The 22,933-nt window shown below is 43.4% G+C and carries 23 protein-coding genes; 20 read left to right on the forward strand and 3 right to left on the reverse strand.

Annotation, left to right across the window (positions count from 1 at the left end; all coding sequences use genetic code 11):
- Positions 1-11 precede the first annotated feature (11 nt).
- The 14 genes from atpA (at position 12) to ADH27_RS07995 (ending at position 13,727) form a co-directional block, all read left to right on the forward strand.
- Complete coding sequence (atpA, locus tag ADH27_RS07930; protein WP_048717202.1) at positions 12-1,517, forward strand: F0F1 ATP synthase subunit alpha; 1,506 nt, start codon at positions 12-14, stop codon at positions 1,515-1,517.
- Between the two features lie 15 nt (positions 1,518-1,532).
- Complete coding sequence (locus ADH27_RS07935; RefSeq protein ID WP_006596944.1) at positions 1,533-2,414, forward strand: F0F1 ATP synthase subunit gamma; 882 nt, start codon at positions 1,533-1,535, stop codon at positions 2,412-2,414.
- 88 nt (positions 2,415-2,502) lie between these two features.
- Complete coding sequence (gene atpD, locus ADH27_RS07940; RefSeq protein ID WP_006596622.1) at positions 2,503-3,909, forward strand: F0F1 ATP synthase subunit beta; 1,407 nt, start codon at positions 2,503-2,505, stop codon at positions 3,907-3,909.
- Between the two features lie 13 nt (positions 3,910-3,922).
- Positions 3,923-4,342: a F0F1 ATP synthase subunit epsilon gene (locus ADH27_RS07945; protein ID WP_006596621.1), complete on the forward strand. Its 420-nt coding sequence runs from the start codon at positions 3,923-3,925 to the stop codon at positions 4,340-4,342.
- 86 nt (positions 4,343-4,428) lie between these two features.
- Positions 4,429-4,659 carry a DUF1146 family protein gene (locus ADH27_RS07950; RefSeq protein ID WP_048717204.1) on the forward strand — a complete coding sequence of 77 codons (231 nt, stop codon included), beginning with the start codon at positions 4,429-4,431 and terminating at the stop codon, positions 4,657-4,659.
- 66 nt (positions 4,660-4,725) lie between these two features.
- Positions 4,726-6,009, forward strand: a complete 1,284-nt coding sequence (gene murA / locus ADH27_RS07955) for a UDP-N-acetylglucosamine 1-carboxyvinyltransferase (RefSeq protein ID WP_048717206.1) — start codon at positions 4,726-4,728, stop codon at positions 6,007-6,009.
- A complete protein-coding gene (locus ADH27_RS07960) occupies positions 5,999-6,187 on the forward strand; it encodes a DNA-directed RNA polymerase subunit beta (RefSeq protein WP_048717208.1) in 189 nt (62 codons plus the stop codon). Before murA ends, ADH27_RS07960 begins: the two co-directional genes overlap by 11 nt.
- A gap of 105 nt (positions 6,188-6,292) precedes the next feature.
- Positions 6,293-7,105 (forward strand): DNA/RNA non-specific endonuclease, encoded by an 813-nt coding sequence (locus tag ADH27_RS07965; protein ID WP_185759936.1) that lies wholly within the window; start codon positions 6,293-6,295, stop codon positions 7,103-7,105.
- A 166-nt stretch (positions 7,106-7,271) separates the two neighbouring features.
- Positions 7,272-7,991, forward strand: a complete 720-nt coding sequence (locus tag ADH27_RS07970) for a matrixin family metalloprotease (RefSeq protein WP_048717211.1) — start codon at positions 7,272-7,274, stop codon at positions 7,989-7,991.
- A gap of 2 nt (positions 7,992-7,993) precedes the next feature.
- A complete protein-coding gene (locus ADH27_RS07975; protein ID WP_048717212.1) occupies positions 7,994-8,365 on the forward strand; it encodes a hypothetical protein in 372 nt (123 codons plus the stop codon).
- 82 nt (positions 8,366-8,447) lie between these two features.
- Positions 8,448-10,355 (forward strand): ABC-F family ATP-binding cassette domain-containing protein, encoded by a 1,908-nt coding sequence (locus ADH27_RS07980; RefSeq protein WP_048717214.1) that lies wholly within the window; start codon positions 8,448-8,450, stop codon positions 10,353-10,355.
- Entirely contained in the window at positions 10,356-11,231 is an 876-nt protein-coding gene (locus ADH27_RS07985) for an XRE/MutR family transcriptional regulator (protein ID WP_048717215.1), read from the forward strand.
- Between the two features lie 21 nt (positions 11,232-11,252).
- Complete coding sequence (locus ADH27_RS07990) at positions 11,253-12,431, forward strand: MFS transporter (RefSeq protein WP_048717216.1); 1,179 nt, start codon at positions 11,253-11,255, stop codon at positions 12,429-12,431.
- Positions 12,432-12,539: 108 nt separating this feature from the next.
- The gene (locus tag ADH27_RS07995) at positions 12,540-13,727 is read left to right on the forward strand and encodes an MFS transporter (RefSeq protein ID WP_048717217.1); all 1,188 of its coding nucleotides are present in this window, start codon (positions 12,540-12,542) and stop codon (positions 13,725-13,727) included.
- A 293-nt stretch (positions 13,728-14,020) separates the two neighbouring features.
- On the opposite strand, the gene ADH27_RS08000 is transcribed toward ADH27_RS07995, so the two are convergent.
- From ADH27_RS08000 to murT, 3 genes are read right to left on the reverse strand one after another with little or no spacing between them, the layout of a single operon-like run.
- Positions 14,021-14,311, reverse strand: coding sequence for a LapA family protein (locus ADH27_RS08000; RefSeq protein WP_048717218.1), 291 nt, complete (start codon positions 14,309-14,311; stop codon positions 14,021-14,023).
- Between the two features lie 9 nt (positions 14,312-14,320).
- Complete coding sequence (gene gatD / locus ADH27_RS08005) at positions 14,321-15,109, reverse strand: lipid II isoglutaminyl synthase subunit GatD (RefSeq protein WP_048717220.1); 789 nt, start codon at positions 15,107-15,109, stop codon at positions 14,321-14,323.
- On the reverse strand, positions 15,109-16,449 hold the full coding sequence (gene murT, locus ADH27_RS08010) for a lipid II isoglutaminyl synthase subunit MurT (RefSeq protein WP_048717222.1): 1,341 nt from the start codon (positions 16,447-16,449) through the stop codon (positions 15,109-15,111). The genes gatD and murT overlap by 1 nt, the downstream gene beginning before the upstream one ends.
- Positions 16,450-16,630: 181 nt before the next feature.
- Here murT and cdaA point away from each other — a divergent pair, with 181 nt between their 5' ends.
- The 6 genes from cdaA to obgE all read left to right on the forward strand — a co-directional run bounded on the left by cdaA (position 16,631) and on the right by obgE (position 22,927).
- Positions 16,631-17,479 (forward strand): diadenylate cyclase CdaA, encoded by an 849-nt coding sequence (gene cdaA, locus ADH27_RS08015; RefSeq protein ID WP_048717224.1) that lies wholly within the window; start codon positions 16,631-16,633, stop codon positions 17,477-17,479.
- Positions 17,476-18,216, forward strand: a complete 741-nt coding sequence (locus ADH27_RS08020; RefSeq protein ID WP_048717225.1) for a CdaR family protein — start codon at positions 17,476-17,478, stop codon at positions 18,214-18,216. The genes cdaA and ADH27_RS08020 overlap by 4 nt, the downstream gene beginning before the upstream one ends.
- A gap of 27 nt (positions 18,217-18,243) precedes the next feature.
- Positions 18,244-19,599, forward strand: a complete 1,356-nt coding sequence (glmM, locus tag ADH27_RS08025; protein WP_048717227.1) for a phosphoglucosamine mutase — start codon at positions 18,244-18,246, stop codon at positions 19,597-19,599.
- Positions 19,600-19,641: 42 nt separating this feature from the next.
- The gene (locus ADH27_RS10440) at positions 19,642-21,243 is read left to right on the forward strand and encodes an Ig-like domain-containing protein (protein ID WP_414717668.1); all 1,602 of its coding nucleotides are present in this window, start codon (positions 19,642-19,644) and stop codon (positions 21,241-21,243) included.
- A 193-nt stretch (positions 21,244-21,436) separates the two neighbouring features.
- A complete protein-coding gene (locus ADH27_RS09745; protein WP_006596603.1) occupies positions 21,437-21,568 on the forward strand; it encodes a DUF4044 domain-containing protein in 132 nt (43 codons plus the stop codon).
- Positions 21,569-21,613: 45 nt separating this feature from the next.
- Positions 21,614-22,927: a GTPase ObgE gene (gene obgE, locus ADH27_RS08035; protein ID WP_048717228.1), complete on the forward strand. Its 1,314-nt coding sequence runs from the start codon at positions 21,614-21,616 to the stop codon at positions 22,925-22,927.
- Positions 22,928-22,933: the final 6 nt, after the last annotated feature.

The following is a 22,933-nucleotide window of genomic DNA, read 5'->3' on the forward strand; positions in this document are numbered from 1 at the left end:
TGGTGTGAATTTTGGCGATTAACGCACAAGAAATCAGCGCTTTAATTAAGCAACAAATTGAAAATTTCCAGCCAAATTTTGACGTCACAGAGACCGGAGTCGTTACCTATATTGGTGATGGGATTGCGCGTGCTCATGGCCTTGAAAATGCAATGAGTGGTGAGTTGTTGATCTTTGAAAACGGCTCATACGGAATGGCGCAAAACTTGGAAACGACAGATGTCGGGATTATCATCCTCGGAGACTTTACGGATATTCGTGAAGGAGACTCGATCCGTCGGACTGGTAAAATCATGGAAGTCCCTGCTGGGGATGCCTTAATCGGTCGGGTTGTCAATCCTCTCGGTCAGCCAGTGGATGGCTTGGGAGAAATCGTGACAGATAAATTCCGTCCAGTTGAAACACCAGCTCCTGGTGTTATGCAACGGAAATCTGTCTCAGAGCCTCTACAAACTGGGTTGAAAGCCATTGATGCCCTCGTTCCAATTGGACGAGGCCAACGGGAATTGATCATCGGAGACCGTCAAACAGGGAAAACCTCTATTGCCATCGATACCATCTTGAACCAAAAGGATCAAGACATGATCTGTATCTATGTCGCAATTGGACAAAAAGAATCAACGGTTCGGACACAAGTAGAAACACTTCGCAAGTATGGAGCAATGGATTATACCATTGTCGTGACAGCATCAGCCTCACAACCGTCTCCATTGCTATTCCTTGCACCTTATGCAGGGGTTGCGATGGCCGAAGAGTTCATGTACAATGGCAAACACGTTTTGATCGTCTATGATGATTTGTCAAAACAAGCCGTTGCTTACCGTGAATTGTCCCTTCTTCTTCGTCGTCCGCCAGGACGTGAAGCCTTCCCAGGGGATGTCTTCTACCTTCACAGCCGTTTGTTGGAACGTTCTGCGAAAGTATCGGATGAATTAGGTGGTGGATCCATCACTGCGCTTCCAATTATTGAAACACAAGCAGGAGATATTTCCGCTTATATCGCGACTAACGTGATTTCGATTACGGATGGCCAAATCTTCTTGCAAGATAGCCTCTTTAACTCAGGAATTCGTCCAGCCATCGATGCGGGATCCTCTGTGTCACGGGTTGGTGGATCAGCTCAAATCAAGGCTATGAAGAAGGTTGCGGGGACTCTCCGTATTGACCTCGCTTCTTACCGTGAGTTGGAAGCCTTCACCAAGTTTGGTAGTGACTTGGATGCTGCTACTCAAGCCAAGTTGAACCGTGGTCGCCGGACTGTAGAAGTCTTGAAGCAACCGGTCCATGAACCATTAACTGTCGAAAAACAGGTGGTGATCTTGTATGCTTTGACACATGGGTTCTTGGATAGTGTACCAGTTGATGATATCCTTCGCTTTGAAGAGGAATTGTTTGCCTTTGTAGAAGCACATCATGCAGAAATCTTTGAAACCATTCGTACGACCAAAGATCTTCCAAGTGAAGAAACAATGGATGCAGTGATTACTGACTTTGTCAACCAATCAAGTTTCAAATAGAAATAGGAGTGGCAGATGGCAGTTTCTTTAAATGATATCAAAAATAAAATTGCATCGACAAAGAATACCAGTCAAATTACGAATGCTATGCAGATGGTATCTGCTGCCAAACTTGGGAAGTCTGAGCAAGCTGCCAAGGACTTCCAAATTTACGCATCTAAGGTTCGTAAACTATTGACAGACCTCTTACATGGACACGAGGCTGAGAATGCTAAGTACCATCCATTTTTAAAGAGTCGTCCTGTCAAAAAGTCTGCTTATATTGTTATCACTTCTGACCGTGGACTAGTGGGAGGCTACAACGCCTCTATCCTCAAGTCAGTCATGGAATTGAAGGAAGAATACCATCCAACGGGTGAGGATTTTGAAGTCATCTGTATTGGAAGTATTGGAGCAGATTTCTTTAGAGCAAGAGGCATTCAGCCGGTTTATGAACTACGTGGCCTAGCGGATCAACCAAGCTTTGATGAAGTGCGGAAGATCATCAATAAGACAGTCCAAATGTATCAAAATGAATTGTTTGATGAATTGTATGTCTGTTATAATCACCACGTCAATAGTTTGACCAGTCAATTGCGGGTAGAGCAAATGCTTCCGATTATTGACTTGGACCCCAATGAAGCAGATGAAGATTATATCTTGAATCTGGAGTTGGAATCAGACCGCGATGCGATTTTGGATCAATTGCTTCCACAGTTTGCGGAAAGTATGATTTATGGAGCCATTATTGATGCTAAAACAGCTGAAAATGCTGCCGGTATGATGGCCATGCAAACTGCAACAGACAATGCCAAGAAAGTAATTGATGAATTGACCATTCAATACAACCGAGCTCGTCAGGCAACCATTACGCAAGAAATTACGGAAATTGTTGCAGGAGCGAGTGCGCTTGAGTAGTTGATTCGATGCACATTTTAACAATAAAAAAATAAGCTTGATCGCAGTTATTAATAAGCTTAGAAACTTAATAGAATAGGAGAATGACATGAGTTTAGGCAAAATTTCTCAGGTTGTAGGTCCTGTCGTTGACGTAGCTTTTGCTGCGGGCGATAAACTCCCTGAGATTAATAATGCGCTTGTAGTCTATAAAAATGACCAACAAAAATCAAAAGTCGTTCTTGAAGTAGCTCTTGAACTTGGGGATGGTGTCGTTCGCACCATTGCCATGGAATCAACAGATGGCTTGACTCGTGGGATGGAAGTATTGGACACTGGTCGTCCAATCTCTGTACCTGTCGGAAAAGAAACTCTTGGACGGGTCTTTAACGTCTTGGGAGATACCATTGACTTGGAAGAAGCATTTCCAGAAGATGCTCCTCGTGAATCCATTCATAAAAAAGCTCCATCCTTTGATGAGCTTTCTACTTCAGAAGAAATTCTTGAAACAGGGATCAAGGTCATTGACCTCTTGGCCCCTTATCTGAAAGGTGGGAAGGTCGGACTCTTTGGTGGTGCCGGAGTTGGAAAGACCGTCTTGATTCAAGAATTGATCCACAATATTGCCCAAGAGCATGGTGGGATCTCTGTATTTACAGGGGTTGGAGAACGGACCCGTGAAGGGAATGACCTGTACTGGGAAATGAAGGAATCTGGCGTTATCGAAAAAACAGCCATGGTCTTTGGACAAATGAACGAACCGCCAGGAGCACGGATGCGTGTAGCTTTGACTGGTTTGACTATTGCGGAATACTTCCGTGATGTAGAAGGTCAAGATGTTCTCTTGTTTATCGACAATATCTTCCGTTTCACCCAAGCCGGTTCAGAAGTATCAGCCCTTTTGGGACGGATGCCTTCCGCCGTGGGTTACCAACCGACCTTGGCAACGGAAATGGGACAATTGCAAGAACGGATTACCTCAACCAATAAAGGTTCTGTTACATCGATCCAAGCCATCTATGTGCCAGCCGATGACTATACAGACCCTGCCCCAGCAACAGCCTTCGCCCATTTGGACTCAACGACCAACTTGGAGCGTAAATTGGTACAATTAGGGATTTACCCTGCCGTGGATCCATTGGCATCTAGCTCTCGTGCCCTTTCTCCAGACATCGTCGGAGAAGAGCACTATGCAGTGGCTTCTGAGGTCAAACGCGTCCTTCAACGCTACCATGAACTGCAAGATATCATTGCCATCTTGGGGATGGATGAATTGTCTGATGATGAAAAGACCTTGGTGGCTCGTGCCCGTCGTATTCAATTCTTCTTGTCTCAAAACTTTAACGTGGCGGAACAATTTACTGGTCAACCAGGTTCTTATGTACCGGTTGCAGAAACTGTTCGTGGCTTTAAGGAAATTTTGGATGGGAAGCATGACCACTTGCCTGAGGATGCCTTCCGTGGTGTCGGTTCGATCGAAGATGTGATTGCGAAAGCTGAGAAAATGGGATTCTAAGAAGAGGTGAAAGATGAGTCAAATGAACGTCCAAATCGTTACACCGGATGGACTGGTTTATGATCATCATGCCGCATTTGTATCTGTCAAGACAATTGATGGTGAATTAGGGATTTTACCTCGTCATATCAATACCATTGCGGTTTTGGCTGTAGACCAAGTGAAGGTCCGTCGGATCGATGACGAAAAACACATTGATTGGATCGCCGTGAATGGTGGGATTATCGAAGTGGCAGATAATGTCATTACCATCGTAGCGGATTCGGCGGAACGCGCTCGAGACATTGATGTTAGCCGGGCTGAGCGTGCAAAAATGCGTGCTGAAAAAGCCCTTGAAGAAGCCAAAGATCAACATTCTGTTGATATGGAGCGTCGTGCAAAAATTGCCCTTCAACGAGCTATTAACCGGATTAACGTCGGAAATCGATTATAAAAATAGAAAGAAGTTGATTAAATTGACTTCTTTTTTTGAATCTAAAGATTATGAAAGGAAAGTTTTTCTTATGGTATAATAGAGGTATGATTCAAATGATTTTTACTTTTTGCAGTCACCTATTGTTTATTTTCTTCGCCTACCACCTTCTTTCAACGGTGGTTCAGTGGGAGCGTTTTTTAAAGGTAAGTGCCGAAACAGCTGTGAAAATTCGGCTTCTTATTTTATTGATCAGCATTAGTCTTGGCTATTTGACTAGTAGCTTCTTTATCAGTATTTATGAATTCAGTCGGCAGTTGTTTAACGGGAACTTTTAGCTTCTTTTTTAATGAATTTATGGTATGATAGTAGTCGTGACTGAATGAAATGGAGTAATAACAAGTATGGATAAAATTATTGTAAATGGTGGTCAAAATCGCCTAGTTGGAACTGTGAAGATTGAAGGAGCAAAGAATGCAGTCCTTCCCCTTTTAGCAGCAACTGTTTTAGCCAGTGAAGGAACAACGACCTTGACCAATGTTCCTGTTTTATCTGATGTCTTTACAATGAATAATGTCGTTCGTGGCTTGAACACTCAAGTTATGTTTGATGAGGAGACCAATACAGTAGTCGTTGATGCGACCCAACCATTAACAGAAGAAGCGCCTTACAAATATGTCAGCAAGATGCGAGCTTCGATCGTCGTTTTAGGCCCTGTCTTGGCTCGGAATGGTCATGCCAAAGTTTCCATGCCGGGTGGATGTACCATTGGTAGTCGTCCAATCGATTTGCACTTGAAGGGCTTGGAAGCTATGGGGGCTAAGATTACTCAAACAGCTGGATACATTGAAGCAAAAGCAGATCGTCTTCATGGGGCGCATATCTATATGGATTTCCCATCCGTAGGTGCCACCCAAAATATCATGATGGCAGCAACTTTGGCAGATGGAACTACTGTTATCGAAAATGCAGCCCGCGAACCTGAGATTGTGGATTTGGCTTCTCTTTTAAACAAAATGGGCGCTAAGGTGCGTGGAGCTGGAACAGAAACTTTGACGATTGTTGGGGTAGATCGCTTGCATGGAGTGGTTCACAATGTTGTTCAAGACCGAATTGAAGCAGGAACCTTCATGGTTGGTGCAGCCATGACGGGTGGTGACGTTTTAATTGAAGATGCTATTTGGGAACACAACCGCCCTCTTCTCTCTAAGATGCAAGAAATGGGTGTTGAGGTAACGGAAGAAGAAAATGGTATTCGCATTCGCTCAGATGTCTCTAAATTGAAACCAGTAACGGTAAAAACCCTTCCTTATCCAGGCTTCCCGACAGATATGCAAGCCCAATTCACTGCTTTGATGGCCATGGCCTCTGGTGAATCGACTATGATTGAAACAGTATTTGAAAATCGTTTCCAACATTTGGAAGAGATGCGTCGGATGGGCTTACATTCAGATATTATGAGAGATACAGCTCGTATCCAAGGTGGAGCTAGCTTACAAGGGGCTGAAGTAATGTCGACAGACTTGCGTGCTAGTGCAACCTTGATTTTAATGGGGCTTGTGGCTGAGGGAGAAACCAAAGTGAGCAAGTTAACCCACCTCGACCGTGGATATTTTAAATTCCATGAGAAATTGGTGGCTCTTGGAGCAGATGTACGTCGTGTGAAGGAAGATGATGATGAAAACTAAATTAAAAGCAATCGGAAAACAATTGGGGATTGTCCTATTGGTTCTTACTATCTTAGCGATTGTCTTCGCTCTTGGCTTGGTCATTGGTTATGGTGTCATTGGCAATGGGAAGGATCCTTGGTCCATTCTCTCGCAAGATACATGGAAGGAAATCCTTCAGAAATTTTCAGGTAAGTAATTATTTATCAAAAAGAGGAGCTTGAGATCGTGATCCCAGGCTCTTTCCCATTCAGTAGAAACAGAGGAAACCAGTGTGGCAAACAATCAAAAGAAACCACTTAAAATGAAAAAATCAGGACAAACCCTACTGGGCTTGGTGGTGGCAGCAGCCCTCTCCATCGGTGGCTATTACTTTAGTCAACCTCAGCCAGTCGCTAGTCACTCTCAGGTTCAAACGGTTGTTACTTCGAGTCAAGAAGCAACACCGAGTAAGGAACTAGCGGAGAGTGTTCTGACAGATAGTGTTCGAGCTAAACTAGGAAAGAACATTCAATGGAACGAAGCGGGCGCTTTTATCATTAATCAAAACAAAACCAATCTGGATGCGGATGTTGCTAGTCTCCCTTATGCAGATACTAAGACAAAGACTGTAAAAGGACGAGAGATTCCAACAGTTGCCAATGCTTTGATGACCAAGGCGACTCGTCAATACCAAAAAAGGGAACAGACGGATGTAGATTGGGCTCCCGCTGGCTGGCACCAAGTAACTAATTTAGCTGGGGAATATGACCATGCGGTTGATCGGGGCCATCTTCTCGGCTATGCCTTGATTGGCAACTTAGATGGGTTTGATGCCTCGATGACGAATCCTAAAAATATTGCGGTTCAAACAGCTTGGGCCAACCAAGCGCGTGACAGTTTTTCAACGGGACAAAATTACTATGAAACCCTTGTTCGGAAGGCCTTAGATAAAAATAAGCGGGTCCGTTATCGGGTAACTCTCTACTATGCTTCAGATGAAGATTTGGTACCAGTTGGCAGTCAAATTGAAGCAAAATCGAGTGATGGCAGTCTAGAGTTTAACGTTTTTGTTCCAAATGTCCAGAGTGGGATTAGTTTGGATTATCGTACTGGAAAAGTAACAGTGCATCGTTAAGCTGCGTATAAAAGAAGAAGCAGGATGAAAAGGATTCGGTTGGCTTTGCTGTCAACTGGATCTTTTTCCTTTCATGACGTCACCCTTTAGCTTATTTTAAGAAAACTGAGGTAAAAAAACCTCTTCTAGACCTAAACAAAGGTCTTCCTAAGGAAAGGAGGAACTTGTGAGAACCATTATAGCCATGATTCGTTTTCTAATACGGGTTATTTGGAGTCTTGTTTGGGGCTTGTTTTGGACTCTCGCCCTTAGTTTTGCTTTGCTGGTTGGTGTTTTATTCTTTAGTGGCAAAACCGGTAGCGGAATAGATGGGGTCAGTCGCGCAGCCCAAACGGTTGTCACCCAGGTAGATGCTTACTTTCATCTAGATGGTCCTCTACTGGGTCAGGGAAGTCCATCTGCTCAAGAGGACTTAGCAACAGATGGCCATACCTCTACAGGAGCAAGATGGGATCAGGCAAGTGCAAAAGTTTATCTAGATCCTGAAATGGATGAGACCTTTACCCGTGCCTATGAGGAAGCTCTTGAGTCTTGGAATCAGACAGGGGCCTTCACTTTCCAACTTGTCACCAGTGAAGAAGAGGCTGATATTATCTTAACGGAGATGGATGATAGCACGGTTTCTGCAGCGGGTGAGGCCGAATCTCAGACCAATGTTTTAACCAATCGTTTCAAACGGGTGACCGTTCGCTTGAATCGCTATTACCTACTTAATAAGCAGTACAACTATTCCCATCAGCGGATTGTAAACACAGCTGAGCATGAACTAGGCCATGCGATCGGTTTGGACCATACTGAGGAAGAGTCCGTCATGCAGGCAGCTGGTTCCTTTTATAACATCCAAGAGAGGGATATTGAGGCTGTTCGGCAACTATACAAGGAGTAAGAATGATCAAACGTATACTGTATCTTATTCGAACCTTTCCAGAACAAGTGGCACTCTTTGTGTTTAACTCTGGAATCTTTCTATGGCTATTCCAAAAAGGGCAAGCAATTTCCCATGAATTAGGCATTCAACAGGCTTGGGAAAACTATGCTCCTGAGGGAGTCCGTCAATTTTTCGGGGACAATAAGGAAGCCGTCCAAGCTTTCTTCTCCCATTCGGCCATCACTTGGCTGATTGGCTCCATGATGATCCTACTTGTGATTCGCTTTGTAAAGGGAGTCATCAAATGGGGCTTGCTTTTGCTGGTGATTGGCATCGGGCTTTTCCTCGCCTATCAGTACAGCCAAATGGCTTCCAATATCTCAGCTATTTAAAAAGTTAGGACAGGTCAAGCGCATCTAGCGTTTGGCCTTTTCTTCAATTGTCAATTTTTCAAAAGTAAGGTAAAATGAAACTATGATTATTTTACAAGCCAACAAAATTGAACGCTCTTTTGCAGGGGAGGTTCTTTTTGATAATATCAGCCTGCAAGTGGATGAACGGGACCGGATTGCCCTGGTCGGAAAGAACGGAGCCGGCAAGTCTACGCTCTTAAAAATCTTGGTGGGAGAAGAAGAGCCGACTTCTGGGGAAATCAATAAAAAGCGGGACCTTTCTCTCTCTTATTTAGCCCAGGATAGCCGCTTTGAGTCGTCCAATACTATCTACGATGAGATGCTCCATGTCTTTGACGATCTCCGTAAAACGGAGAAAACTTTGCGGCAGATGGAGCTTGAGATGGGGGAAAAAACTGGGGCTGACTTGGAAAAACTCATGCAGGATTATGACCGTCTATCGGAAGAATTCCGTCAGGCAGGTGGTTTTACCTATGAGGCAGATATCCGCGCGATTTTAAACGGCTTCAAGTTTGATGAGTCCATGTGGCAGATGAAGATTGAAGAGCTGTCTGGTGGGCAAAATACCCGTCTCGCTCTGGCCAAGATGCTCTTGGAAAAACCGAATCTCTTGGTACTGGACGAGCCGACCAACCACTTGGATATTGAGACCATTGCCTGGTTGGAAAACTATCTGGTCAATTATAGCGGGGCCCTTCTCATTGTCAGCCACGACCGGTATTTCCTAGATAAGGTCGCCACCATTACACTGGACTTGACCAAGCATTCCTTGGACCGCTATGTCGGTAATTACTCGAGTTTTGTGGAGCAAAAAGAGCAAAAACTGCTGACTGAAGCTAAGAACTACGAGAAGCAGCAAAAAGAAATTGCGGCGCTGGAAGACTTTGTTAATCGCAATTTGGTGCGGGCGTCGACCACCAAACGGGCCCAGTCTCGTCGTAAGCAGTTGGAAAAAATGGAGCGCCTAGACAAGCCGGAAGCTGGGACCAAGTCTGCTCATATGACTTTCCATTCCGATAAGACATCAGGCAATGTCGTCCTGACAGTAGAAGAGGCAGCCGTCGGCTATGATGATCAAATCCTGTCAGAGCCCATCAATCTGGATATCCGCAAGATGAATGCGGTCGCTATTGTAGGACCAAATGGAATCGGGAAATCTACTCTTATCAAGTCTATTGTCGGGCAGATTCCTTTTATCAAGGGAGAAGCTCGTTTTGGGGCCAATGTCGAGGTAGGCTACTATGACCAGATACAGAGTAAGCTAACCCCTCACAACAGTGTCTTGGATGAGCTCTGGAATGACTTTAAACTGACACCAGAAGTGGAGATCCGCAATCGCCTGGGAGCCTTTCTTTTCTCTGGGGATGATGTCAAGAAAACTGTCGGCATGCTGTCAGGTGGAGAGCGGGCGCGTCTGCTCTTGGCCAAGCTGTCCATGGAGAATAACAATTTCTTGATTCTCGATGAGCCAACCAACCACTTGGATATCGATAGCAAGGAAGTGCTGGAAAATGCCTTGATTGACTTTGACGGGACCTTGCTCTTTGTCAGCCACGACCGCTACTTTATCAATCGGGTGGCTACACAAGTCTTGGAACTCTCAGAAGAGGGCTCAACTCTTTACCTAGGAGACTATGATTATTATCTGGAGAAAAAAGCTGAGTTAGAGGCCCTTGCTGCAGCACAAGCAGAAGCTATGCCTGTTTCTTCGGCCAAAGAAGTCACCAGCAATGACTATCATCTGCAAAAGCAAAACCAAAAGGAACTCCGGAAAATCACTCGTCGCATTGAGCAATTGGAAGCAGAGATGGAAGAGCTGGATCAGAAAATCCAAGATATCACCGAAACCATGCATAGCACCAACGATGCAGCCGACTTGGTACAACTCCAAAGTGAGCTGGACCAACTAACTGTCCAGCAGGAAGCAGTCATGGAAGAGTGGGCAGAACTGTCAGAGCAGGTGGAATAGATGGACGATCTTGGAAAAGTTTTTCGTGAATTTCGGATCAGTAAAAATTATTCGTTAAAAGAAGCTGCTGGAGAGGCCTGCTCGACCTCCCAATTATCCCGTTTTGAATTGGGGGAGTCGGATCTGGCTGCGTCGCGCTTCTTTGACATTTTGGACAATATCCATGTGACGATTGAGAATTTTATGGATAAGGCCAGAAATTTTCAACACCATGAGCATGTCGCTTTGATGGCTCAGATTATTCCGCTTTACTATTCAAATGATATTGCGGGTTTTCAAAAGCTTCAAAGAGAACAACTTGAAAAAGCCAAACATTCCACCAATCCCCTCTATTTTGAATTGAACTGGATCCTGCTACAAGGCCTGATTTGCCAGAGAGATGCCAGCTACACCATGAAGCAACCTGATCTGGAAAAGGTGGCGGATTACCTCTTTCAAACGGAAGAATGGACCATGTATGAGTTGATCCTCTTTGGCAATCTCTACAGCTTTTATGATGTGGACTATGTTGCTCGCCTTGGGAGAGAAGTGATGGAGCGTGAAGATTTTTACAAAGAAATTGGTCGCCATCGCAAACTGGTCTTGATTCTAGCCCTGAATTGCTACCAGCATTGTTTAGAACACAATTCTTTTGAAAATGCCAGCTATTTTGAAGCCTATGTAGAAAAGATTATCGGCAAGAGCATCAAGCTCTACGAACGCAATGTCTTTCATTATCTCAAGGGATTTGCCCTGTATCAAAAGGGGCAAATAGAAGAAGGGCGGCAGCAAATGAGGGAAGCCATGCACATTTTTGATGTGCTGGGACTGCCAGAGCAGGTGGCCTATTATCAAGAACACTTTGATAAATTTGTAAAAAATGAATGTTCTAAATAGGACAGTGATAAAGGAGATTTTATGAACCGACATGCGGTCCAATTAATTAGTCGTGGAGCTATTAACAAAATTGGAAATATGCTCTATGATTATGGGAATAGTGTCTGGCTGGCGTCGATTGGGACTATAGGAAAGACGGTATTAGGGATCTATCAGATTTCTGAGTTAGTGACAGGGATTCTCGTGAATCCTTTTGGAGGAGTGATTTCAGACCGTTTTTCTCGTCGCAAGATTTTGATGACGACCGACTTGGTTTGTGGACTACTTTGTTTGGCGATTTCTTTTATCACAAATGATAGCTTGATGATTGCGGCCCTTATTTTTGCCAATATTGTTCAGGCCATTGCCTTTGGTTTTTCTCGACCTGCCAATAAAGCCATTATTACCGAGGTAGTAGAGAAAGAAGAGATTGTGACCTATAACGCTCACTTGGAGTTAGTCTTACAGGTTGTTAGTGTCTGTTCACCTGTTTTTTCTTTCCTAGTTCTACAATTTGCCAGTCTTCATATGACCCTCTTATTAGATGCGCTGACCTTTTTCATTGCCTTTGTCCTAGTGGCTTTCCTTCCGAAAGAAGAAGCTAAGGTGCAAGAGAGGAAACAGTTTACCGGGAAAGATATTTTTTCTGATATCAAGGATGGGTTAGACTATATCTGGCATCAGAAAGAGATTTTCTTTCTCTTATTAGTGGCTTCTAGCGTCAATTTCTTTTTTGCGGCTTTTGAGTTTTTACTTCCCTTCTCGAATCGTCTATACGGGGTCAAAGGAGCTTATGCGACCATTTTAACGCTGGGAGCTATTGGATCTATTCTAGGAGCACTTGTTGCCAATAAAATGAAATCAAGTATGAGAATTCTCCTGTTTTTCCTGATCATGGCAGGGATAGGAGTGTTCATAATGGGCTTGCCCCTTCCACCTTATCTTTCCTTTTCAGGAAATCTGGTCTGTGAATTTTTTGTGACCATTTTCGACATCCACGTTTTTACCCAAGTACAAACCAAGGTGGAAGATGATTATCTAGGTAGAGTATTGAGCACAATTTATACCTTGGCTGTTCTCTTTATGCCCATCGCCAAAGGGTTGATGACTTGGTTGCCAAGCGTCCGTATGGAATCATTTCTCTTGATTGGAGCTGGGGTTATTCTCTTTTCACTCTTGGCTCAGCTAGTAGCTAAGCAGCTTCAATCAAAAGAACAGTAGGGATCCTTTGATAAATTTGTAAACCATTATTTTTCCCAAATAGGGGACAAAATGAAAACCTCTTTCATGAACTGATACAATAGTTTCAGAAAATGAAGGAGGTTTTTTATGAATCGACATACTATCCAGTTGATTGCTCGTGGAGCAATCAATCGAATGGGAAATATGCTCTATGACTATGGGAACAGTGTTTGGTTGGCCTCGATGGGGACGGTAGGAAAGACAGTGTTGGGGATCTATCAGATTTCTGAACTTGTCACCTCCATTCTAGTCAATCCATTTGGTGGCGTGATCTCAGACCGTTTTTCCCGTCGCAAGATTTTGATGACGACCGACTTGGTTTGTGGTCTCCTTTGTTTGGGCATTTCCTTAATCAGGAATAATCGTTGGATGATTGCAGCCCTGATTGTTGCCAATATTGTCCAGGCCATTGCCTTTGCATTTTCTCGTACTGCTAATAAAGCTATTATCACAGAAGTTGTAGAGAAAGATGAGATTGTGACCTATAATGCCCACTTGGAGTTGACCTTACAAGTGGTCGGTGTCAGCTCACCTGTATTCTCTTTCCTTGTTTTACAATTTGCCAGTCTCCACGCGACCCTCTTACTGGATGCACTGACCTTTTTCATCGCTTTTGTCCTAGTGGCATTCCTTCCGAAAGAAGAAGCCAAGGTTCAGGAAAAGAAACAGTTTACGGGAAAAGATATTTTTTCGGATATGAAAAATGGACTAGATTACATCTGGCATCAGAAAGAGATTTTCTTTCTCCTCTTGGTGGCTTCCAGTGTCAATTTCTTTTTTGCGGCTTTTGAGTTTTTGCTTCCTTTTTCGAATCGCCTTTATGGGGTCAAAGGAGCCTATGCGACCATCTTAACATTGGGGGCTATCGGCTCTATCATCGGAGCCTTGATCGCCAATAAATTTAAATCAAGCATGGAGATGCTTCTCTTCTTATTGATTTTAACAGGAGTAGGAGTCTTCATGATGGGCTTGCCCCTTCCGCCTCTTCTTTCCTTTTCTGGAAATTTAGTCTGTGAACTCTTTATGACAATTTTTAACATCCACTTTTTTACTCAGGTTCAAACCAAGGTAGAAGGAGACTATCTGGGCAGGGTCTTAAGCACGATTTTTACCCTAGCCATTCTCTTTATGCCTATCGCCAAGGGCTTGATGACTTGGTTGCCAAGCGTCCGTGTAGAATCTTTTCTCCTGATTGGAGCTGGCGTCATCCTCTTTTCACTCCTAGCTCAAGTAGTCGCCAAGCAACTGCAATCAAAAGAAGGTAAATCAGCATGAAAAAGCATCGATTGATTTCAGATTAAAGACAAAGTTATGTTAGAACCTTTCCTTAGGTGAGTACGGACGTCAGCGAACTTCTATGAAGTTCCATGACTTAGTTTTGGACCTAAGGTTCCAAAACGCCCGAGTGCCTGAAACAATTGTGTTTCAGGCACTTTTCTCACAGCGGAAAATTTAAGTATAACTTTTAGTAAGCCTAATTGAGTATCTACTTAAATTTTTTTCAGCATCACCTTGGTTGTTTTATGAAAAACAGTTTGTCTACATCAAAAAAGCACCTATCGGTGCTTTTAGTTTTCGATTTGTTTGATTTTTTCTTCTTTTTCACCGGACATCTTTTGTCCTAGTTGTTTCTTTGCGGCTTTTAACTCATGTTTTAATGAGAAATTTTTTGGAAGGCTGACTAAGAAAGTTACCAACGAGCCGAGAAGGACACAGACCAGAATCAAAATGATGAGCGGGAGTTTAAATTGGACCAGCAAAAAGTTCACAGTCACCGTTTGCATATTGGCCAAGGAAATAATCGCAATGAGCAGTACAGAAATCAGTAGTGCAACATATTGTAGTTTTCGTTTATTCATTTTGTCTCCCTATTCTTCTAATTCAGCCTTACTTTTCACATCAGCGTATTCTTCTGCTTTTTCAAGGCTTAAAATATCATCATAAGTCGCTAAGACGATGTCTTGTCCATATTTTTTCTTTAGAGCAGTTGTCACCAAGCGATAGGCCAAATTGGCGTTTCGGGACAAGATAGGACCGTGGAAGTAACTACCAAAGACATTCTTGTAATGAACCCCTTCGCAACCATCTTCTTTGTTGTTCCCATTTCCGTAGACGACCTTACCTAGCGGTTTTTCATCCTCTGCCAAGAAGGTCCGACCTTGGTGGTTTTCAAAACCATAGTAGGTCTCGTTGAACTCTTCATTATGGATTTTGATGTCGCCAATGTAGCGATTATTTTCTTGGTTGAGGGTATAGTGGCCCATAATACCAAGGCCCTCAATGCGTTTGCCAGAAGCTTCAATGTAGTACTGTCCTAGAAGTTGAAAGCCACCACAGATAGCCAGGACCACGCCATCGTCATGAATGAAGCGTTCGATGTCTTCTTTTTTATCTGGTAGATCCTCGGATACAATAGTCTGCTCGTAGTCTTGGCCTCCACCGAAAAAGGCAATGTCGTAGAGGTCTGGATCAAAGCGGTCTTTGAGCGAAACGATGTCCACCGTTACGCGAGCACCAAGCTTTTCCGCAACGTACTTGAGCATGAGGATATTGCCATTATCCCCATAAGTATTCATCAGATTCCCATAAAGATGGGCAATTCTCAATTCATATTGGTAGTTTTCCTGATCAGGGGATTGTAGTGAAGTATACGTCATTAATTCATCTCCTTTTCAATCAGGTGTTCTTGAGCTAGCAATTCACGGAATTCTAGCATGGCCGTATAGGTGGCTAAAATATAGGCGTGAGGGGTAGTTTGTCCTTTTATCTGGGTAAAGACATCCTCTAATTTTGCATTTTCAGTAATCTGGTCAGCTGGATAGCCAGTGACCCGAAGTCGCCGAGCAATTTCTGAGTGTCGCACCCCACCAGCATTGATTTCTGGAATGTCCATCTGGGTGATTTGTTCAAAGTCCGCATCCCAGATCCAGCTGGTATCGATCCCATCTGCATAGTTGGCATTGAGAAGAACGGACAAGCTGAAGGGATACGGCGCTAGTTTGATCATTTCAATAGCCTGAGTAGCTCCAACCGGATTTTTGATCAGGACTAAGGTACATTCTTTATCCCCAATCTTAAAGGTTTCCTGACGACCGAAGACAGCCTTACTCTTATCGAAACCACGCTTAATGACGTCTGGGCTTACATCAAAATAATGGGCCACCGCAACTGCAGCGAGGGCATTATAAATATTGTAGAGGCCCCCGATATTGATGTGGTAGTTTGTGCCGTTGATCTTAAAGTGAGAAGAAGTATTGGTCAGCTCGGTCAATTCATCGACAGCAACCGTTAAAGGAGGACGGTGGAAACCACAGCTTTCACAAATGTAATCTCCCAGATTCGCATAGGTATTCAACTGGTAGGTCAAGATGCCATGACATTCTGGGCAGACGATACCTTCTGTGTTGTAATGAGCTAGCTGTGGAGCAGTTTTTTCAGTCTCAAAGCCAAAATATTGAACGGGATTTGGTAGGGGAAGGGTATGGAAAAGAGGACTATCCCCATTCATCAAAACAGTCGCTTGAGGCGCTTTTTTAATCCCATCCAAGATCATCCGATAAGTCGTGTAGATTTCTCCGTAGCGGTCCATTTGATCGCGGAAAATATTGGTGATCACAAACAAGGTCGGAGTGATGTAGTCACAAATCCGAGACAGGCTGGCTTCATCGATTTCAAGAACAGCAATTGGACGACCAGAAGAACCTTTTGCGTTCAAGAAAGTAGTCGTAATCCCTGAAATCATATTGGCACCACTAGGATTGGTAACGATAGGTCCAAAAGCCTCCTGAAGAATGCCAACAGTGAGAGCCGTTGTTAGTGTTTTCCCATTCGTACCAGTGACAACTACAATTTCGTAGTTCTGGGCCAGGTGTTGTAAAATATCTTTATCAATTTGAAGGGCGATTTTTCCAGGAAGGGTAGAGCCACGTCCAAGCATACGCAGGAGGTGACTACTCATTTTTCCGGCAATAAGCCCCATACTAGTCTTAATCTTCATAATTCATATTTTATCATAAAAACCAATAGAAGGTTACAGAAAAATCTGTTGAAACATGATATAATGATGTAGAGTAGTTTGAACGCGCTATCTATTTGCTAGAAGCCCTGCTGTTGCCAGTAAGCGTCAACAATGGTTAGTCGCGCGAAAAGCCTAGAAGAGAAGTGGTAGGTATGAGATCGTGAACATCCAACAACTGTCAAATCCCCAGTATTGGGCCAGTTTATTTCCCACTCCCTGGAGTGTGGTTGTCAACCTTATTGACATTGCCCTAGTGGCTTGGTTACTGTATTATTTTATCAAAGCCATTGTCGGCACTAAAATTATGATTTTGGTGCGTGGTGTCTTGACCTTTTTCCTATTTGAGTTAATTGCCAATATGATTGGTTTAACGACCATTTCTTGGTTGATCAACCAAATCATCACCTACGGGGTCATTGCTGCGGTAGTGATTTTCTCTCCGGAAATTCGGACGGGATTAGAACGATTAGGTCGAGCCACTGAATTTTTCTCAACCAACCAGATTAGTACAGAAGAAAAATTGGTTCAATCTTATGTAAAAGCGGTTGCTTATATGAGCCCTCGGAAGATTGGTGCCTTGGTTGCGATACAAGGAAGTAGAACCCTTCAAGAATACATATCCACAGGTATTCCCCTTGATGCAGATGTATCAGGTGAACTACTGATCAATATTTTTATTCCCAACACCCCACTTCATGATGGGGCCGTGATTGTCACCAATGATAAAATTGCTGTATCTTGTGCCTATCTTCCCTTAACAGAAAGCACGGGAATTTCAAAAGAGTTCGGTACACGGCACCGGGCAGCAATTGGCTTGTCTGAGGTAAGTGATGCCTTCACTTTTGTTGTTTCGGAAGAAACGGGCGGGATTTCTATTACGAGAAATGGGAGCTTTAGACACGATCTTAGTATCGAAGAATTCGAACAAGAGTTGCGTTCCTTCATTATTCCAGAAGATCAAGGAAAAAAAGATTTGAAATCAAGAATTTTTGGAGGACGTATTAAATGATTCCAAAAAGAAAAATTGCCTACATTGTGACCTCAGTCTTTTTCTCAAGTCTCTTATTCATCAATGCAACCTCTGTTAATTTCCAGAATAACAGTAGTGCACGCCAAGTGAGCTCTGAAACTTATACCAATACTCTTACCAATATTCCGATTGATGTAAAATACAACGATAGTAAATATTTTGTCAGTGGGATTAGCTCAGAAGTGACCGTCTTTCTGAAAGGGTCCAATCGTGTCGCTTTAGCATCAGAAATGCAGGCTAGTACTCGTAAATTTAAAGTGGTAGCCGATCTGAGCAATTTGAAAGAGGGCCAGCATGAAATCACCTTAAAGGTGGAAGGCTTACCTTCCGGTTTAACTGCAACCATCGAGCCTCAAACAGTCACTGCAAAAATTGGTAAGAAAAAGACGAAAAAGTTTGATGTTTCCGTCACGATACCAGACAAACAAATTGCCCCAGGTTGGAGTCTCTCACATGTTACTTTTTCTGAAGATAAGGTCTCTGTCACTAGCGACCAGGATACTTTAGCCAAAATTGATCATGTGGAAGCCATCTTCCCTGAAGGAGATCTTTTGAACAATACCTACACGGCAACCGTCTCCTTGAAGGCAGTCGATAGCGAGGGAAATGATTTACCAGTCATCATCTCTCCAACAGAACTATACATGAAGGTTGAGTTGAAACAGACAGGTTCTAGCTCGTCGTCATCCAGTTCCTCATCAAATAATAGCAATTAATAAAGATTCATCGAAAGGATTATCATAATGGGTAAATATTTTGGAACGGACGGAGTCCGTGGAGAAGCAAACGTCGAATTGACACCAGAGTTGGCCTTTAAGCTCGGTCGATACGGAGGGTATGTCCTCAGTCAACATGAAAAAGAAACGCCACTTGTTTTCGTAGGACGAGACACTCGTATTTCTGGTGAAATGTTGGAAAGTGCGCTTGTTGCGGGTCTCTTATCTGTAGGGATTAAAGTATACAAACTCGGTGTGATTGCGACACCAGGTGTAGCTTATTTGGTTCGTTCTGAAGGGGCAAGTGCTGGGGTCATGATTTCTGCCAGCCACAATCCAGCTCTAGACAATGGGATTAAATTCTTCGGGAATGACGGCTATAAACTGGATGATGACCGTGAATTAGAGATCGAAGCTTTATTGGATTCGGAGTCTGATACTCTTCCTCGTCCTAGTGCAGAAGGTCTTGGAACTGTGATGGACTATCCTGAAGGACTTCGTAAGTATCAAGAATACTTAGTTTCAACTGGAACCCAGCTTGAAGGAATGCACGTGGCTCTAGATGCTGCGAATGGTTCTGCATCTACGAGCGCCCGTCAAGTCTTTGCTGACTTGGGAGCACGTTTGACAGTTATTGGAGAAAGCCCAAATGGTCTCAATATCAATGACCAAGTAGGATCGACCCATCCTGAGGCTTTGCAAGAGGCTGTCCGAGAATCTGGTGCGGCTATTGGTTTGGCTTTTGATGGTGATAGTGATCGTTTGATTGCAGTTGATGAAAATGGGGACCTTGTTGATGGTGATAAAATCATGTACATCATTGGGACTTACCTTTCTGAGAAGGGCCTCTTAAAAGATAACACCATCGTAACGACCGTTATGTCCAATCTTGGCTTCCATAAGGCTTTGGATGCCAAGGGTATTAACAAGGTTGTGACTGCTGTCGGAGACCGTTATGTAGTTGAAGAGATGCGGAAGTCTGGTTACAATCTAGGTGGTGAACAGTCTGGTCACGTGATTGTCATGGACTACAATACCACTGGAGATGGCCAGATGAGTGCCGTACAATTGACAAAGATTATGCAAGAAACTGGTCGTACATTATCAGACCTTGCATCAGAAGTTACCATCTATCCTCAAAAATTGGTCAATATCCGTGTTGAAAACAGCATGAAGGACAAGGCTATGGAAGTACCTGCCATTCGTGAGATTATTGAAAAGATGGAAGCTGAAATGGCTGGAAATGGTCGCATCTTAGTGCGTCCAAGTGGTACCGAACCTCTTCTTCGTGTCATGGCAGAAGCTCCGACTGATGAAGAAGTGGATTACTATGTAGATACAATTGCTGCTGTAGTCAAAGATGAAATTGGTCTTAAAGATTAAATAAAGAAGTGAACTCTCCAAGCGAGAGTTGAGGAGGTCAATATGAAATATTTACGTCGAATCATGTGGTCCCTAGCCCTTGTTGCTACAGTTATTTTTTCGAATGCTTTTGTTCAAACCATTCAAGCGTCAGAAGTCCTGTCTTATACGCAAACAGCTAGTCTGACCAAGGACAATCAAGCAGTAACCAGTGGAACCACAGTCTTAACAAACGAAAAATTGTCCGCTACCATCAATGTAGCCTTTCCAGATACACAAGCGATTCAAGCAGGTGACACCCTGACCTTGGCTTTGCCGAAAGAATTAACCTTCTATACAGCTCTCGAATTTGATGTGGTGGAAGAAGGTCAAACAAATGGTCAGACAGTCGGGAAAGCTGTTGTCAATACAGCAAACAAGACCGTAACGGTCACATTTAACGATTATTTTGCTTCCCACCCACTCAATAAACGCGTAGCTTTGCGTTTTGATGTGAAAGTGGATCCAGAGGTTGTTACAAAAACATCCCCACTGACCTTTAAAATTGGCAATACAGATTTTTCATTAAACTACGAAAAAACGGATGGTCAAGCTGGTGACTATGAAATGAAATATGGCTACCAAGACCAAACAGATCCAACGATTGTAAAATGGCGGATTATCTTAAATGCTCGTCAAGATATCCTTCGTGGCATGGTCATTAAGGATCAATTTGGAGATGGTTTGACACTGGTAGAAGGCAGTTTCCGTGCGGTTCGCTTTAGTCCAGTAGAAGGTGGCATTAGAAATGAAGCCCATGTTTTAAGTCTGCCAGTTTTAGACAATTTCAGTAAAAAAGCTGTCTTCGACAAGAATGAAGCTGGTCAGATTACAGGATTTACAATTGACTTTGGAGATAACTACAATTGGCCAATGTACATCGAATACTCTACTAAAGTAGCTCCTGGTACAAAAGTTGGTGATCTCGTTCATAACACCTTAACATGGAAAGCAACCAATTTCCCAGAGCCACGTAGCTTAACACGAGAAGTAAGATTGGAATCAGGTTCTGGAGAAGGATTGGGTGAGAAAGAACAAACGCCACCGACTTCAAGTTCTAGTTCTTCATCGAGCTCATCCTCTTCATCAAGTTCTAGTTCTTCATCGAGCTCATCCTCTTCATCAAGTTCTAGTTCTTCATCGAGCTCATCCTCTTCATCAAGTTCTAGTTCTTCATCGAGCTCATCCTCTTCATCAAGTTCTAGTTCTTCATCGAGCTCATCCTCTTCATCAAGTTCTAGTTCTTCATCGAGCTCATCCTCTTCATCAAGTTCTAGTTCTTCATCGAGCTCATCCTCTTCATCAAGTTCTAGTTCTTCATCGAGCTCATCCTCTTCATCAAGTTCTAGTTCTTCATCGAGCTCATCCTCTTCATCAAGTTCTAGTTCTTCATCGAGCTCATCCTCTTCATCAAGCTCTAGTTCTTCATCAAGTTCATCTACGACAACAACGACATCAAAACCTTCCGATCCGGCTACAACAGAAACCAATGATATTCCAAAAACTGGGAAGAAAAAAGTGCTTCCTCATACGGGTGAAAAGATGATGCCTGTGATTATCTTAGTTGGTATCTTGGGTTGTGCGGTTGGCTTTACTGTGTTACGGTCTAAGAAGTTAACAAAATAATACTCGCTTTTAAAAGGCTGGAATTTTCCAGTCTTTTTTATTTGCTGGATAAAAAATGGATTTGAACCAGTGTGGAGGTTGAAAAATTTATTTTATCCAAAGCTACCCTTACGTCTAGAGGTGGATGTTTGAAAAATGCCCTTATTCGTGGTAAAATAGGGCTAATGAATTTATTGTAATTGAGGTAAAAAACGTGGCTTTTGGAGACAACGGAAAACGCAAAAAAACTTTCTTTGAAAAATTGACCATGCTGGTCATTGTAATTATGTTGATTGTAACGGTTGGAGCAATCTTTGCTGCAGCTTTGGGTGCACTATCCTACTAAGGGACTACCAAGCAACACTTGGTTATAAAAGGAAAACGATAAACTATGAGTATGTTTTTAGATACAGCCAAGATTAAGGTCAAGGCTGGAAATGGTGGCGATGGCATGGTGGCCTTTCGCCGTGAAAAGTATGTTCCCAATGGCGGCCCTTGGGGTGGTGATGGTGGACGCGGAGGCAATGTGATCTTCGTTGTAGACGAAGGCCTGCGCACGCTGATGGACTTCCGTTATAACCGGCATTTCAAAGCCCAAAATGGGGAAAAGGGTATGACCAAAGGGATGCACGGACGGGGAGCAGAAGATCTCTATGTGCGAGTGCCCCAAGGAACGACAGTCCGAGATGCTGAGACTGGTAAGGTCATTACCGACTTGGTTGAAAATGGGCAAGAGTATATTGTTGCCCATGGAGGACGTGGAGGACGCGGGAATATCCGTTTTGCCACTCCTAAAAATCCAGCACCTGAGATTTCAGAAAATGGGGAACCGGGTCAGGAACGGGAACTCGAATTAGAACTCAAAGTCTTGGCAGACGTTGGTCTGGTTGGCTTCCCATCAGTAGGGAAATCAACTCTTCTCAGTGTGATTACTTCTGCCAAACCAAAAATTGGGGCCTATCATTTTACAACCATCGTTCCAAACTTGGGCATGGTTCGGACGCCGTCAGGTGAATCCTTTGCAGTAGCAGACCTTCCTGGATTGATTGAAGGGGCTAGCCAAGGGGTCGGACTGGGGACTCAGTTCCTTCGTCACATCGAGCGCACCCGTGTCATCTTGCATGTCATCGATATGTCGGCCAGTGAAGGACGTGATCCTTATGAAGATTATGTTCAAATCAATAAAGAGCTTGAAACCTATAATCTTCGCTTGATGGAACGTCCGCAGATTATCGTGGCGAATAAGATGGATATGCCAGAGAGCCAGGAAAATTTGAAAGAGTTCAAGAAAAAATTGGCCGCCAATTACGACGAGTTTGATGACCTGCCGCAGATCTTCCCAATCTCTAGTTTGGCGCATCAAGGTTTGGATAATTTGTTAGAAGCAACAGCAGACTTGTTAGACAAAACACCAGAATTCTTGCTCTATACGGAAGAAGATATGGCGCAAGAAGAAGTTTACTACGGCTTTGATGAGGACCAACCAGCCTTCGAGATCAATCGCGATGATGATGCTTCTTGGATCTTGTCTGGTGATAAGCTAGAGAAGCTCTTCAATATGACCAATTTTGATCGCGATGAGTCTGTCATGAAATTTGCGCGTCAATTGCGTGGAATGGGTGTCGATGAAGCCCTTCGTGCGCGTGGAGCCAAAGACGGAGATATCGTTCGGATCGGTAAATTTGAATTTGAATTTGTTGACTAGTTAGAT

Origin of the sequence: Streptococcus sp. 343_SSPC (genome assembly GCF_001072385.1) — a bacterium.
Taxonomy (GTDB): Bacteria; Bacillota; Bacilli; order Lactobacillales; family Streptococcaceae; genus Streptococcus.

Coding starts and splice junctions, on each gene's coding strand:
- ADH27_RS07960 (WP_048717208.1), top strand. CDS start 5,999: ATGAAAACTAAATTAAAAGCAATCGGAAAACAATTGGGGATTGTCCTA.
- ADH27_RS08000 (WP_048717218.1), bottom strand. CDS start 14,311: ATGAATAAACGAAAACTACAATATGTTGCACTACTGATTTCTGTACTG.
- ADH27_RS10440 (WP_414717668.1), top strand. CDS start 19,642: ATGAAATATTTACGTCGAATCATGTGGTCCCTAGCCCTTGTTGCTACA.
- ADH27_RS08020 (WP_048717225.1), top strand. CDS start 17,476: ATGATTCCAAAAAGAAAAATTGCCTACATTGTGACCTCAGTCTTTTTC.
- ADH27_RS07950 (WP_048717204.1), top strand. CDS start 4,429: ATGATTCAAATGATTTTTACTTTTTGCAGTCACCTATTGTTTATTTTC.
- ADH27_RS07995 (WP_048717217.1), top strand. CDS start 12,540: ATGAATCGACATACTATCCAGTTGATTGCTCGTGGAGCAATCAATCGA.
- ADH27_RS07985 (WP_048717215.1), top strand. CDS start 10,356: ATGGACGATCTTGGAAAAGTTTTTCGTGAATTTCGGATCAGTAAAAAT.
- murT (WP_048717222.1), bottom strand. CDS start 16,449: ATGAAGATTAAGACTAGTATGGGGCTTATTGCCGGAAAAATGAGTAGT.
- atpD (WP_006596622.1), top strand. CDS start 2,503: ATGAGTTTAGGCAAAATTTCTCAGGTTGTAGGTCCTGTCGTTGACGTA.
- ADH27_RS07990 (WP_048717216.1), top strand. CDS start 11,253: ATGAACCGACATGCGGTCCAATTAATTAGTCGTGGAGCTATTAACAAA.
- ADH27_RS07980 (WP_048717214.1), top strand. CDS start 8,448: ATGATTATTTTACAAGCCAACAAAATTGAACGCTCTTTTGCAGGGGAG.
- murA (WP_048717206.1), top strand. CDS start 4,726: ATGGATAAAATTATTGTAAATGGTGGTCAAAATCGCCTAGTTGGAACT.
- ADH27_RS07965 (WP_185759936.1), top strand. CDS start 6,293: ATGAAAAAATCAGGACAAACCCTACTGGGCTTGGTGGTGGCAGCAGCC.
- glmM (WP_048717227.1), top strand. CDS start 18,244: ATGGGTAAATATTTTGGAACGGACGGAGTCCGTGGAGAAGCAAACGTC.
- ADH27_RS07945 (WP_006596621.1), top strand. CDS start 3,923: ATGAGTCAAATGAACGTCCAAATCGTTACACCGGATGGACTGGTTTAT.
- ADH27_RS07975 (WP_048717212.1), top strand. CDS start 7,994: ATGATCAAACGTATACTGTATCTTATTCGAACCTTTCCAGAACAAGTG.
- ADH27_RS07935 (WP_006596944.1), top strand. CDS start 1,533: ATGGCAGTTTCTTTAAATGATATCAAAAATAAAATTGCATCGACAAAG.
- gatD (WP_048717220.1), bottom strand. CDS start 15,109: ATGACGTATACTTCACTACAATCCCCTGATCAGGAAAACTACCAATAT.
- obgE (WP_048717228.1), top strand. CDS start 21,614: ATGAGTATGTTTTTAGATACAGCCAAGATTAAGGTCAAGGCTGGAAAT.